The organism is Cupriavidus sp. MPR-AND1C (assembly GCF_058809705.1).
Map to the genome: position 1 here is coordinate 60,437 of NZ_JBXASU010000008.1, position 13,497 is coordinate 73,933.

Consider the following 13,497-nt stretch of genomic DNA (forward strand, 5'->3'; position numbering starts at 1 on the left):
ACAAAGCCGGCGCAAACCGCGAGCACGGCGGCATTGCATCCCGCAGTGGCAAAGCGAAGGCGAAAGCGAAAGCGGAAAGGGCGAGGCATCGCAATGATCCTCCACGAACAAGATGCGCTCGCCCCGGGGGCCCGGGGTACCCGCATCTCTTGCCTAATGCTAGTGCTTTGCCGCCAAAAATAAAATGACGGAAACGACAGTGGCCGGCGCGTACCACGCACCGGCCAACAGGCAATTACTGCGTCAGCGCCTTGAAACCCTGCAGCAAGCGCTCGATGTCATCCAGCTGGATATTGCCCATGGTGGAAATGCGGAACAACTCGGCCGACAGTCCGCCCTGCCCCGCATAGATGACAAAGCCGCGTTCCTTCAGGCCGTCGTGCAGCTGGGGATACGACAAGCCGGCCGGCAAGCGGTAGGCCCGCAGCACCACCGAGGACTGTTCCGACGGCCACAGGGCCGGCATGCCCAAGGCCTCGAGCCCGGCGCGCGCGCGTTCCGCAAGGGCCGCATAGCGCGCATGGCGGGCGCGCCAACCACCCTCGTCCTCCAGTTCGCGCAGCGCTTCCACCAGCGCGTAATAGGCATGTACCGACGGCGTAAACGGTGTATTGCGCTGGTCCTGCAAGCGCGCGAGCCGCCCGAGATCCAGGTAGTACGTCCGGCTGGCGGCTTGCTCCAGCGCGCTGCGCCGCACAATGACGAACGATGCGCCCGGCACGCCGTGCAGGCACTTGTTGGCCGTGGCGGCCACCGCGGCAATGCTGCCGCCGAAATCGATCGCCTCGGCGCCGAAGCTGCTCACGCCATCCACCAGCAGGCGCACATCCCGCGCGCGGCACAGTGCGTCCAGGGCCTGGAGGTCGTTCAGGCGGCCGGTGGTGGTTTCATGATGGATCACCGCCACGTGCGTGATCGCACGGTCCGCGTCGAGCGCGGCGGCAATGCGGGCAAGGTCAGGCGCCTGCATCCAGTCGTGCGCAACGACCTCATGGGCGATGCGGTACTGCGTGGCGATCTGCGTGATGCGCTCGCCGTACACGCCGTTCTGGACGATCAGCAGCTTGCCTTGCTCGGGCACCAGCGCGGCGATCATGCTCTCCACCGCCGCCGTGCCGGAGCCGGTCATCAGGACCGCGGCCCACTCGGCGGGATCCAGCTCGTAGATGTCCAGCAGGCGTGCACGGGCTTCGTCCTGCAGGTCGAAGAACTCGCTTTCGCGGTGGCACAGGTCGGGCTGCAGCAAGCTTTGGCGGACACGTTCTGACAGGGTAACGGGGCCCGGGTTGAGTAGCAGCATTTACTTCCCTCCTTGGTCGGCACCGATGTGTCGCGCCAGGCGCGTCTTCACATCGACCGGGGTGATGGTCGGGCGCGGCAGGCCGTCCGGCGTGCCTGCGCTGATCGTCAGCGCGACAAAACGCGGGCCGGCGGCGCTCGCTGGCGCGGCCGTGAGCGTCTGGTCGAGCAGGTCGAGCTGGTCGCCCTCGGCCGCCGACGCGTAGCCGCAGGCGGACGCCACGCCGGCGAACGAGACATGGTGCGACACGGTCGCCTGTCCGCCGGTGGAGTCATGGGCGCCGTTGTCGAGCAGCACATGCGTGAGGTTGCCCGGGCCATAGGCGCCGAGCGTGGCGAACACGCCCATGCGCATGAGCGCCGCGCCGTCGCCGTCCACGGCGACCACGTTGAGGTCCGGACGCGCGAGCGCAAGGCCTAGCGCGAACGGCGTGAGGCAGCCCATCGAACCCACCATGTAGAGCTGGTTGGCACGGTCGTCGAGCGCGTAAAGCTCACGCCCGCAGAAGCCGGTCGATGCCAGCACCACGGTCTTGTCCGTTGGCGTATGCGCGATCACGCGTTGCAGCGCGTCGCGGCGCGTAGGCAGGCCATCGCGCGAAGCGCCCCGCGCCTCCGACTGCGGCGTGCACTTGGGGCGCAGCGCGGGCTGCTCCTGCTGCTTGAGCGCATACGGCGCGACGCTGCCCTTTTGCATCACCAGCGCGTACGGACGTCCGGTGGCATCCATATGCGCCACCGCGCGATCCAGCGCCGGGCCAACCTCGGCCGGGTCGGTCGGGAAGGTTTCCCACGGGATCTCCATGGTATCGAGCATCGTCGGGGTGACCGGGCCCATCAGCGCGTGCTGCGGTTCGTCAGCCACGCCCGGCTGCCCGCGCCAGGTCACGATCAACAACTGCGGCAGGCGAAACGTCCACGTGAGCGAGGTCAGCGGGCTGACCGCATTGCCCAGGCCGGAGTTCTGCATCATGGTGACGCCACGGCGCCCGCCCTGCGCGCCCAGCGTCACGCCGGCGATCAGCGCCACCGCATCGCCTTCGTTCGCCGCCGACACGTAGTGCAGCGATGGATCCTGCATCACGTAGTTGATGAACGGCGTGAGATACGAGCAGGGCACCCCGGCATACCAGTCGAAGCCGCGCGCACGTGCGGCCTCGACAAACTGTGCCGCTTCGATCATCGGGCTTCCTCTGCGTCCGTGCCGCCGACCGCAAACGGTGTCTGCGTATGCGCGAAATCGCCCGCGCGGCGGAAGTCGTCGAGGTCGTTCACGCCGCGCCAGTGGCCATGCACATACTTCACTTCGATCTGTTCGCCGGCTTCGACCAGCGCGTTAAGCAGCGCGGGCATGTCCAGCGTGTTGAAGTCGTCGCGCTTGCGCAGTTCGGCAACCAGCTTCTGCAGGCGCACGCGGCCCTCGCCGCGCACGTTCAGCAGGCCGATCCAGCGGCCGTGCGGTGCCTGGGCCTGACCTGCGCCCGGCTCCTGGCCCTTGCTCGACACATGGCGCAGCAGGATCTTCTGGCCGAACAGGTCGCGGTCGTCGGGCGCGGAGCAATAGGCGAAGTCGCGCACGCTCTGGTTCGACTCCGTGGTCAGCGACGAGTCCACCACCACGCTGAACGGCGCGTCGCTCTCGAGCAGGTCGCGCAGGATATAGCTGCGGAACAGCAGGTCGCCGTAGGCGATCACGGTATCCGTCTGCAATCCGTCGACGGCACACGCCAGCGAGGCCAGCTCGCCGGTCTGGGCGTACTGCTCGTTGACCACCAGCTTGATGCCGGCCGTGTCGATGGCCTTGGCCTGGTAGCCGCCCACCACGGTGATGTCGTTGATCGACTGCTTCTTGAACGCGTCCACCAGCCAGCGCAGCAGCGGCTTGCCGGCCACGGGCAGCATGACCTTGGGACGGTCCTCGGTGAGGGGCTCCAGGCCGGTGCCGCGGCCGGCCGCCAGCACCACCGCCGCGCCCGGCGCTTGCGAGCCGGACAGGTAGATCTTCTCGGCGGTCGAGTACTCGTCGGCGTCCTGCAGGCGGAAGATCTCGTTGACGGTGGCGATGCGGTCTTCCACATTGACCAGCGTCTCGCTGTCGTGAATCTCCTTGGCCACGGCCTGCATCGAGGATGCCGCCACGCGGATCAGGTGGTTGGCCCAGATCACCACGCTGATGCCGGCCTTGCGGAAGGCTTCGGTCGGGGTGCTGTAGTACTTGGTCGGCACGATCACCAGCGGGCCCCGGCCGGCCCACTCGCGCGCGAACTGCAGGATCTCGTCCGGGCGCGACAGCTTGCTGTGGATCAGGATGGCATCGGCGCCGGCCTGGCGATAGGCCTCGGCGCGGCGCAGGGCTTCGTCCATGCCCCAGCCTGCGATCAAGGCTTCCACGCGGGCGACGATGGAGAAGTTGTCGTCCGACTGCGAATCCTTGCCGGCCTTGATCTTGCCGCAGAACTCATCGATCTCGGCCAGCGGCTGGCGCTCGCCGTCGATGAAGCTGTTGGTCTTGGGAAACTGCTTGTCCTCGATGCACACACCGGCAATACCGCGCTGCTCGAGCTTGCGCACCAGGCGGCGCACATTGTTGAAGTTGCCGTAGCCGGTGTCGCCGTCCAGCAGGATCGGCAGGTCGCTGGCGTCGGCCATGAACTCCAGCGTATCGACCACCTGGGTCCAGCTCGCTTCGTTGTTGTCGCGCACGCCGTACTGGGCGGAGATCGCCAGGCCCGAAGCCCAGATGGCCTTGAAACCGGCCTCGCGCACGATGCGCGCGGACAGCCCGTTGTGGGCTTCCATCATGAATTCCAGCTCGTTGCCGACAATCATCTGGCGCAGCCGGGCGCTGCGCGAAGCGGTCGAAAAAATCGGGTCAATCGCGTTCACTGTGCTACTCCCACAATCGGCTGAAGTTCAGGCAGGACTTCGTCGCGCGCGCGCGCCACGTCGTTCGGGAAATCGATCTCGATCCACGGTGCGCCGCTCACATCGGCGACATCGAATACGTGGCCGCCTTCGAGCAGCAGGTCGCGCACCGCCTCTTCGTGCGGCATGTTCGAGCGGCCGCTGTCGACATAGCCCTGGACGATCTGCGCCAGGCGGCGCGCGGTTTGCTCCTGAAAGCGGAAGAAACCGACCGACTCGCCAATGGTGTCGTACTCCAGACCAACCGCGAGCTGCTTGCGCAGCTCCACCGGCACGCCGTCCTTCAGGCACAGCTTGACGGGTTCGTCGCCGGCTTCGAAATCGCGGTCGATCAAGAGGCGATTGGTGGTGGTGCCCGCCACCAGCGCGCCGAGGATGCGCTCGTCGTAGAGCACGTCCGCATCCATCAGCAGCACGTCGCCGCCGCGCGTGAGCGCATCGGCCACTGTGTGCACGGTCAGCACGCTGCCCAGGTCGTAACGCGGGTTCAGCACGATCTCCGGATAGGGGTCGCGCCCCAGCCGTACCAGCTCGGCCTCGACGTGTTCCGGCTGGAAGCCCAGCGCCAGCACGATCTCGTCCACCCCGGCCGCGTCGAGCATGCGCAGATGCCGCTCCAGCAGGGTGATGCCCTCAAAACGCAGCAGGCATTTGGGGAATTGCTCCCCGGGTTGTTGCTGAAGTCGCAGGCCTAGGCCCGCGGCAAGGATGATTGCTCGCATTCGTTCTCCGCACCCATGCAAATTGCCATCGATCAATCGGCGGCCTGCTGCACACCTGCTGCACGCCGCCGTTGGAATTTTCGTTCACTCAAATGTAAATACAGCAGCCCGGGCGCGCCGAGCCCGATCTCGCGGGCGCGCTTTGCCAGGGACAGCGCCAGCGCCGCTTCGGGCGGCAGGCCGACGATGGGCGCCAGCAGCAGGTAGCCGCCTTCCTGCGCGCCCAGCGAGCCGGGAATGGCAAACGCCGCGCCACGGATCGCCTGCCCCACGCTCTCCAGCAGCAAGGCGTCGAGCCAGCTGACGGGATGCCCGAGGAAATGCAGGGCCAGCCAGACCTCGCCCGTGCCGACCAGCCAGCCCACCAGGCTCAGCGCGAAGGTGGACGCCACCTTGCGGCGGTCGCGGTACATGCCTTGCACGGCCGCGTCCACGGCATCGGCGCGCATGGTCAACCCCGACCAGTCGCGCTTGCCGAATACCTTCGACAGCAGGCGCAGCACCCGGCCGAACAGGCCGCGCTTTTGCACCACGTAGAAACCCGCTATGCATAGCGCAAGCACGGCGGTGACGACCAGGGCCGGCGTGCGCAGGTCGGCAAGCGCATCGTGCCCGCCATACAGGCCAAACAGCGCCAGGCCGATAAAGGCGAACACCATCTGCGCCAGCGCCTGCATGGTGGTGCTCACCGTGATGGCCGCGGCGGCGTCGCGCATGCGCGTGCCGCGCTGCGCCAGGTAGCGCACCATCAGGACCGGGCCGCCGATCTGCCCCGCCGGCAGCAGGCTGTTGACGGACTCGCCGGCCCAGCGCGCCAGCAGCGCGTCGCGCAGGGTGCCGTGGCCGGCCCTGCGGTCGAACAACACGTAGATGGCGCCGGCGTCCAGCACCAGCGGCAGCAGGTGGAACGCGGCGACCAGCACCAGGCCCCAGCCTGCCGACATGAACGTCGACGCGACGGAGCCGAATCCCTGCCAGGCGAGCAGCGCGACAAAGAGCGCCGCGCCGATCGACAGGAAAAGCATGGCAGCACGGGTCATGAGCGGGGCTTCTGGCCCGGTACCAGTCTCTTGAACACTTGCCGGAAGCCGAAATAGGCGACCGCGTCCTTCATATTGGAGATGAAGCGCAGCCACGGGCGCATGCCCGGATCGGTCACGTACTCGAACGTCAGCGACACGCGCATTTCGTTGGCGCCGGCCGGCGTGATGCGATGACGCAGCTTGTCGCCATCGAAGAACACCAGCCCGCCGGGCGTGGTCTGCACCGAGCCGGGCTCATCGGGCACTTGCGCGTTGCGCGTGTGCAGTTCGTAGTCCAGGCGGCATGACGATTCCTCGATCACGCCCAGCAGCAGCGTGTAGCGGCGGCCGTCGTAATAAGAGGTGTCGTAGTGCCAGCCAATGTGGTCACCCTGGCGCGTGTAGTAATACAGCGCGTAGGCATGGGGATCGGAATCGGGGGAGACCAGCAGCTTCTCGCCGCACATCTGCTCCAGCCAGCCGATCAGCGCCTTCGACCGGTACAGCTCGGCGATGAACGGCGCTAGCTCGTCGATGGTGTGCCGGCTGACGCTGCCGCCCTGCTTGTGGCCGGGCAGGTAGTTGCGGTTGATCTGCGGCACCAGCGCGCGGGCGCTGGCCACCAGTTGCGCGGTGACTTCAGGCGCCAGGAAATCCTCCAGGTGCAGGAAAGCGTCCTGGCGCACGAAATCGGCGCGCAGCTGCTTGCTGTCGAGCCGCGCGGTGCGCTCGGCCACGCAGGCATCGGGGTTGGGCAGCATGGCGCCGGCGGCAGGTTCCGCAGCCGGCCTTTGGCGGGAGGGAACCGAAGCGGGGGACGGGTCGTCCAGCGTGATGTCGTTGGCTTGCTCGCTCATCGGGTTTCTCAGATCTCCGTCGAAGCCGTGGCTGGCAGGGGACGCCGCATCACACGCCAGTAATCGATGATGACCCAGGCCGCGAACAGGGGAGCGCCGATCGACGCTGCCATCAGGAACGGCGCGATGCCGCTGGTCAACGTCACCAGGGGAAGCAGGTAAAGCACGTCTTCGGTCTCGAAACCGCCGGCAGAGGCTTGCTTCGTCCCGCTTTTCCCCACACGCGACTCGATCCGCATGCGCAGGAAGAAGATCAGCGCCACCGCCACGCCCGCGAGCGCGCCTTGCAGGACGGGCGACATCGTGTCTGCCGCGGCCTGCCCGGAAATGGCTGCGCCCATGCCCACGAAGAGCAGGACGGTAATCAGCGCATCGCTCGCCAGGTCATAAAAATGGCCTATCTTGCTCGATTTACCGCTAATTCTTGCCAATTCTCCGTCAGTGTGGTCAACGAAGTTGGACACCACGATCAGGAGCGCGCCGTAGTTGGTCCACGCGAAACCGCCTTGCATCAGGCACGCTACCCCGGCAAGGCCGATCGCGAGCCGCAGGGTGGTCAAGTGGTTCGGCGTGATCCAGGAGTCCTTGAGCGGGCGGACAAGCGCGCGCGCCAGACGGGCGTCCCAGGTACGCGGAGCGGGAGGCTCGCCACGAGAATTCTTTGGATTTTTGTTCATCAGGAAAAAGGTCCACCGGCAGGAAAACTGCCGCACGGCTCGCATACTAGCGCCGGATTGCGCACCTTGCATTGTGCGCACGCAACGCCGAAAGGCCGGCCGGGCCGCTTTTGGGGGCATACGCCAGTCAAACCGCTATGTTAAGCGATGTGACCCGCAACGGTAAGCGCGCGTGCACGGCGGCAGGCTGAACCTGGCGCAGGGGAGCCCGGGGTTGCGGCGCTCAGCGTCGCGCCGGGCCAGGCCAGGCCTGGCTTCAAGGCTGGCTGCTTTCGCTGGCCCGTGCTCGGGCATCGTCTTGCGTGAACGATGGCGCCGCCATGGCTGGCGGCGCGCTGGCCGGCGCTCCGGCCGGTGCCGCATCGGCGCCGCCTTGCTCAACGGCCGGGCTGCTCGCGCCCGGCAATGCGGGCAACGCAGGCGGCGCCGACGCCACCGATGCCGCCACGCTGGCTTCCGGCTCCAATGCCGCCGTATCCGGCGGCGCCGGGCGAGCGGCCCGCTTGGACGCGGGCGGGGCTTCCGGCTTGGCCGCCGGCCCGAACCACCGCTGGTACCAGCCGCGTATCGTCCAGCCCAAGGCTTCAAAGAGGCCGGTCTCCTTCTGCTCCACGAAGCGGACGTTCGCATCGATCATGCGGGACCGGAGCGAACGCTGGAAAAAGTCGCCCACCATCGGCAGCGCGCTGTGCGCGCCCTGGCCCCAGTAGTCGCTGCGCAGCGTCACCCGGCTGTCGTTGAACCCGACCCAGGCGCCGGCGACCAGTTGCGGATGCATCAGGATGAACCAGCCATCGGCGTTGTCCTGCGTGGTGCCGGTCTTGCCGGCGACATCCGCACGAATGCCGAAGCGCGTGCGAATGCTCGCGCCGGTGCCGCGATCGATCACGCCGCGCATCACGTCGAGCAGGGTCTGCACGGTGGCAACCGGCAGCGCCTGCTCGGGTGACGCGGGACGGAACGTCTCCAGCACCTCGCCCTTGCGGTCTTCGATGCGCGATACCATCACCGGCTCCAGGTAGGCGCCCTGATTGGCGATGGTGCCGTAGGCGCTGACCATTTCCTTCAAGGTGACCGGGCTGGTGCCCAGCGCCAGCGAGGGGACGGGATCGAGCCGGCTTTGCCGCACGCCCATGGCGCGCGCCAGCTTGGCCACCTTGGCCGGGCCAACGCTCTGCATCAGTTGCGCGGTGATGGTGTTCTTGGAATACACCAGGCCATCGCGCAGGCTCATGGCACGCCCGCTCGGGGGGCCATCGTCGGAGGGCCGCCAGACCTCGCCGCCGGCGAGCGGGATTTCCACGGCCTGGTCGACGAAGGTGTCGTCGGGCTTGGCGCCTTGCTCGAACGCAGCGCCATAGACGAACGGCTTGAACGTGGAACCTGGCTGGCGCTGCGCCTGCTGGACGTGGTCGAAGGCATCCAGGGTGAAGTCGCGGCTGCCTACCCATGCCTTGATTTCGCCGGTGCGCGGGTCCAGCGCGACGAAGCCAGCCTGGATGCGGGTCTTGGACTGGCGCAGCGCCTGCATGAAGGCGGTGTCCGCCAGCAGCTGCTTCATGGCCGCCTCGGGTGTCTGCCCGGACTCCCTCGCCGCGCGGTATGCCGGGGTCTCGCGCACAAAGGCTTGCACCAGGTCTTTGTTGGCCGCCCAGCCGGAGCGCGGCGCCCACGCGGCATCGGCAATCCCTTGCAGCTGGTTGCCCTGGCGCGCCACCGCCTGGTTGGCCAGCGCCTGCAGGCGCGAATCGATGGTGGTGCGCACCACCAGCCCGTCGGTGTAAATGTTGTAGTCGTTGCGGTCCGCCCAGGTGATCAGCCATTTGCGCAGCTGCTGGGCAAAGTGCGCCGCCGGGCCGGGCGGCTCGGTCTGCCGCTCGAAGTCGATGCGCAGCGGGCGCTTCTTCAGCAACTCGTACTTCGCCGGCTCCAGCTTCTGGTACTTGACCATCTGCGCCAGCACGGTATTGCGCCGCTGCACGGCGCGCTCGGGATTGATGACCGGGTTGTAGTAGCTGTTGCCCTTGAGCATGCCGATCAGCGTGGCGCTTTCCAGCACGTCGAGCCGGTCGGCGGATTTATCGAAGTAGGTGCGCGCCGCCATCTCGATGCCGTAGGCGTTGTACAGGAACGGCACGGTGTTGAGATAGGTCTCGAGAATCTCGTCCTTGGTGTAAAGCGCCTCGATCTTCAGCGCCGTGATGGCTTCCTTGAGCTTGCGCGTGAGCGTCGGCGCGCGGCCGATCTCGTCGGGATAGAGATTGCGGGCCAGCTGCTGCGTGATGGTGGAGCCACCTTGCCGGTCGCCGGAGAAGGTATGCAGCGCGGCCGAGCCCATGCGGCGCCAGTCCAGGCCGAAGTGCTGGTAAAAGCGGTGATCCTCCGTGGCGATCAGCGCGGTCGTCACGTTGGGCGAGATATCGGCCAGGCGGACCCATTCGCGGTTAGCCCACTTGAACACGGCCAGCGGCTTGCCATCGGCCGACAGGATCTGCGCGGGCTGGTCGGACTTGGCCTTGCGGATATCGCTGATGCCCGGGGTGAAGGGAATCAGCACCAGCACATAGAGCAGGAACAGCACTGGCACGGCGGCCACCGCCTTGGCCACGCCGCGGCGCGTGGGGCGCCGCAGGCGGGCAAGCCGCTCGGCGGCCAGGGATTTGATCTGGGCCAGATTCATGAAGCAAGCAGCATGGGGCGGAGTCACATTCCGGCACGAAGAAAGGCCTGCATCCTACCAAAATCGCTTGCCGCACCCCGGCATCTGGTCGCGCACCAGGGAATCAAGGCCGGATCGGGGCCACTTCAGCACTTCAGTCGAAGCGGTGCTCCGCAAGCACCAGGCTTTCGTCCAGACGCTCGTACTTGGACGCGTAGCTGGCATCGAAGCGCACCACGCGCCTGAGCTCCGGGGCATACCACGCCACCGCCGTGTAAGGCACGGAGGATGGTGCGCCATACGAGAAGCCGTAGAACGGCCGCGCCACATAGCCCTTGTAGGCCAGGCGCAAGACGCGGAAGCTGCCGGCAGGCACCGTGATGGTGGACTCCCCGGTCACCTCGCCGGTGAGTTCCGTACGCATGTCGGTGCCAGCCTGCTTGTAACTGTATTTCCATCGGGCACCCGGCTTGACGTCTGCCGGCACCCAGCCGCGCGGCGGCGATGCGCCATCGAACTCGCCGCCGCTGGGGGTGCTGATCCGCTCGACGCGGCCGTCCAGGGCCTCGACGCGGGCGCCCTGGTTGAACGTGATGCGCTCCCCTTCGACGCGGTCGACCCGGTAGACCACATCGCGCCGCTTGCGCGTCAGCTTGTCGATCAGTTCATAGCGCCAGACCTCGCCAACGCGGGGCGACTCGCCGCCAGCCGGGGCAGCGCCGGCCTCGTCCACCACAGGCGCCGCAGCCGCTGGCGCTGGCGCTGGCGCAGACGAGCGATAGCTGGCCATCGCCGCCGCGCCGCGCTCCTTGATCTGAGCGATCCAGCTTGCGGGCAACGCCTTGAGCTTTTCGCCGGGCGCGCGCCGTGCCGACAGGATGCCCACGAGCCGGCCCGTCTCATCGAACAGGCCGCCACCGCTGGCGGCCGCCGGCAAATCAAGCGTGAGCTCGATGCGGTCCAGCTTGCCGTCCAGGCCCGCGCGCCTGCCAGCACGTGGCAAGCCGTGACCAGTTGCCCCGGGCCAACCACCACGGCGGAGCCCGACGCCAGCGGCGCGTTGTTGGCGCCCGTTGCCCGCACGGCATAGATGCTTGGCGTGAGCTTGGCGAGCAGCTGCGGGGCATCGAGCGCGCAGGCATTGTCGGCGGCGAGCGTCAGAAAGACAGGTGTAGCGATCAGGGCGAAGCGGCGCATCGATTGCGGGCATGCGGGCAATCCGCTAGGATCATGCATCATGACCAGCGCGCAAAACCCGTCGATTATTCGCACCATCCCAGGGATGGTGGGTTAGCGCACGTGGACTGAGCACACACAGCGACCCGCCCAACGAGGCGGGTTTTTTGTGCCCGCCGCCTTGGGGCCTGCAAACACCAAGGAGCCTGAAGATGCAGCCAACCCGCCCCGCAGCAGCAGCACAAGCACCACAAGCACCACAAGCAGCAGCACCCGCCGTCCTCTATATGGTCTGCGGCAAGATCGGCTCCGGCAAATCGACACTGGCCAGGCAGGTCGCTGCCCGGCCAGCCACCGTGCGGATCAGCGAGGACGACTGGCTGTCACGCTTGTATCCCGGCGAGATCCGCGAAGTCGCCGACTATGCCCGCTGCGCCGCAAGATTGCGTGACGCCATGGCCAGCCACATCGACGCGCTGCTGCTGGCGGGCATGTCGGTGGTGCTTGATTTCCCTGCCAACACGCCGGCCACGCGCAGCTGGGCCAGGGCCATCTTCGAGCAGGCGGGCGTGGCGCATCAACTCCACTACCTCGATGTGCCTGACGCCGTGTGCAAGGCCCGCCTGCGCGCACGCAACGCCAGCGGCACGCATCCGTTCGAGACGACCGATGCGCAGTTCGATGCCATCACGCGTTACTTCGTGGCCCCGTCGGCGCACGAGGGTTTCAACGTGATCCGGCATGTGCCATCCGAGACCGGCGCGGCGGCGACCTGACAGGCAAAGCGGGGAAGGCGGCGGACCGCATGGCTCGGCTCGCTATCATGGCGAACACGTTCACCCACTGATCGAAAGCCGCCATGTCCCTGATGTTCGAGCTTGCATGCCCCCTGCCGGTCAGTGCCAGCCAGGCATGGCAGCGCGCGACCACGCCTGAAGGCATCAACGACGAGCTGTTTCCCTGGCTGCGCATGACGGCGCCGCCCGCCGTGCGCGGCAAGACGATCGGCGAGCTGCCGCTCGGCGAGCGGCTCGGCCGCAGCTGGCTGCTGGCGCTCGGCATGTTTCCCGTGGACGCGGACGACATCATGCTGGCGGAGGTGGGGCCGGGCTACCGCTTCAAGGAAGCGTCGCGGATGCTGAGCATGCGCAGCTGGGTGCACGAACGAACGATTCGAGACACCCCTGGCGGCTGCGAGGTGCACGACCGGCTCGTCTTTGCCTTGCGCGGACCCGCAGCCTGGCTGCCCGGCGGTGGCAGCGCGATGGCAGCCGTCGTGAAATGGCTGTTTCGCCACCGTCATCGGCGCCTGGCACGGTGGGCACGAAATGCCGGGCGCACAGAATCCCTGGCCTCGCCCGATAATTCAAAATATTTCAATGAATAATTGAGATTTCGGTCGCCAACGCGATCGGCCGGCGCCTAGACTTGCCTCACCGGCCCAGCAATCGAGCAGATCCAGTGATCCACGCGATGCGAGCCAAATTCAAATATTTCCAACTTTATCGAGGCACCGCATCATGAACCCCAACGCTACCCAAATCGCTATCGTCTACCACAGCGGCTACGGCCACACCGCCAGGCAGGCACAGGCCGTTGCACGCGGCGCCGCCAGCGTCGATGGCGTGGAAAGCCTGCTGATCAGCGTCGACGACATCGACCAGCACTGGGACACACTTGAAAACGTGGAGGGCATCATCTTCGGCGCGCCCACCTACATGGGCAGCGCGTCGGCGCAGTTCAAAGGCTTTATGGACGCCACCTCGCGCACCGTTTTCGCCAAAGGCGGCAAATGGGCCAACAAGGTGGCGGCTGGCTTCACCAATTCGGCCTCGCGTTCGGGCGACAAGCTTGCCACGCTGCAGCAGATCGCGATCTTCTCCGCGCAACACGGCATGCACTGGATCAACCTTGGCCTGCCCCCGGGCCACAACAACTCGAAATCGACCGAGGATTCGCTCAATCGCCATGGCTTCTTCCTGGGTGCGGCAGCGCAGTCGAATGCAGACGAAAGCGCTGACGTGGTGCCGCCGCCGGCAGACCTGCGCACGGCCGAGCATCTGGGTGCGCGCGTGGCGGAAGTGGCCCGGCAACTGGCCGCCGGCCGCGCGGCATTGGCGTCGCTGAAGAAGGCAGCCTGAGGGCTTGCGCCCCAATACA

12 protein-coding genes are annotated in these 13,497 nt (G+C 66.9%); 3 read left to right on the forward strand and 9 right to left on the reverse strand.

All coding sequences use genetic code 11. From position 1 onward, the window contains the following. Positions 1 to 235 precede the first annotated feature (235 nt). From AC1RWI_RS07275 to AC1RWI_RS07315, 9 genes are all read right to left on the reverse strand, one after another. Positions 236 to 1,300, reverse strand: coding sequence for a 2-aminoethylphosphonate aminotransferase (locus tag AC1RWI_RS07275; protein ID WP_492865385.1), 1,065 nt, complete (start codon positions 1,298 to 1,300; stop codon positions 236 to 238). After that, complete coding sequence (aepY, locus tag AC1RWI_RS07280; RefSeq protein WP_043353145.1) at positions 1,301 to 2,482, reverse strand: phosphonopyruvate decarboxylase; 1,182 nt, start codon at positions 2,480 to 2,482, stop codon at positions 1,301 to 1,303. It abuts the gene before it with no gap. Next, complete coding sequence (gene aepX / locus AC1RWI_RS07285) at positions 2,479 to 4,128, reverse strand: phosphoenolpyruvate mutase (RefSeq protein ID WP_419188928.1); 1,650 nt, start codon at positions 4,126 to 4,128, stop codon at positions 2,479 to 2,481. The genes aepY and aepX overlap by 4 nt, the downstream gene beginning before the upstream one ends. 53 nt (positions 4,129 to 4,181) lie before the next feature. After that, positions 4,182 to 4,946 carry a phosphocholine cytidylyltransferase family protein gene (locus tag AC1RWI_RS07290; protein WP_492865387.1) on the reverse strand — a complete coding sequence of 255 codons (765 nt, stop codon included), beginning with the start codon at positions 4,944 to 4,946 and terminating at the stop codon, positions 4,182 to 4,184. A gap of 32 nt (positions 4,947 to 4,978) precedes the next feature. After that, a complete protein-coding gene (locus tag AC1RWI_RS07295) occupies positions 4,979 to 5,986 on the reverse strand; it encodes a flippase-like domain-containing protein (protein WP_043353139.1) in 1,008 nt (335 codons plus the stop codon). Further along, positions 5,983 to 6,825 carry a HalD/BesD family halogenase gene (locus AC1RWI_RS07300; RefSeq protein WP_043353137.1) on the reverse strand — a complete coding sequence of 281 codons (843 nt, stop codon included), beginning with the start codon at positions 6,823 to 6,825 and terminating at the stop codon, positions 5,983 to 5,985. The genes AC1RWI_RS07295 and AC1RWI_RS07300 overlap by 4 nt, the downstream gene beginning before the upstream one ends. 8 nt (positions 6,826 to 6,833) lie before the next feature. Further along, positions 6,834 to 7,502, reverse strand: a complete 669-nt coding sequence (locus AC1RWI_RS07305) for a CDP-alcohol phosphatidyltransferase family protein (protein ID WP_043357629.1) — start codon at positions 7,500 to 7,502, stop codon at positions 6,834 to 6,836. A 256-nt stretch (positions 7,503 to 7,758) separates the two neighbouring features. Then, a complete protein-coding gene (locus AC1RWI_RS07310) occupies positions 7,759 to 10,182 on the reverse strand; it encodes a penicillin-binding protein 1A (protein ID WP_492865390.1) in 2,424 nt (807 codons plus the stop codon). A gap of 133 nt (positions 10,183 to 10,315) precedes the next feature. Then, positions 10,316 to 11,164: a hypothetical protein gene (locus tag AC1RWI_RS07315; RefSeq protein WP_492865392.1), complete on the reverse strand. Its 849-nt coding sequence runs from the start codon at positions 11,162 to 11,164 to the stop codon at positions 10,316 to 10,318. A gap of 385 nt (positions 11,165 to 11,549) precedes the next feature. On the opposite strand from AC1RWI_RS07315, the gene AC1RWI_RS07320 reads away from it, so the two are divergent. The 3 genes from AC1RWI_RS07320 to AC1RWI_RS07330 all read left to right on the forward strand — a co-directional run bounded on the left by AC1RWI_RS07320 (position 11,550) and on the right by AC1RWI_RS07330 (position 13,478). After that, entirely contained in the window at positions 11,550 to 12,113 is a 564-nt protein-coding gene (locus AC1RWI_RS07320) for a P-loop nucleotide/nucleoside kinase family protein (protein WP_492865394.1), read from the forward strand. 83 nt (positions 12,114 to 12,196) lie between these two features. After that, entirely contained in the window at positions 12,197 to 12,724 is a 528-nt protein-coding gene (locus tag AC1RWI_RS07325; RefSeq protein WP_492865396.1) for an Rv1443c family protein, read from the forward strand. 133 nt (positions 12,725 to 12,857) lie between these two features. Beyond that, complete coding sequence (locus AC1RWI_RS07330) at positions 12,858 to 13,478, forward strand: flavodoxin family protein (protein WP_043353130.1); 621 nt, start codon at positions 12,858 to 12,860, stop codon at positions 13,476 to 13,478. Positions 13,479 to 13,497 lie beyond the last annotated feature (19 nt).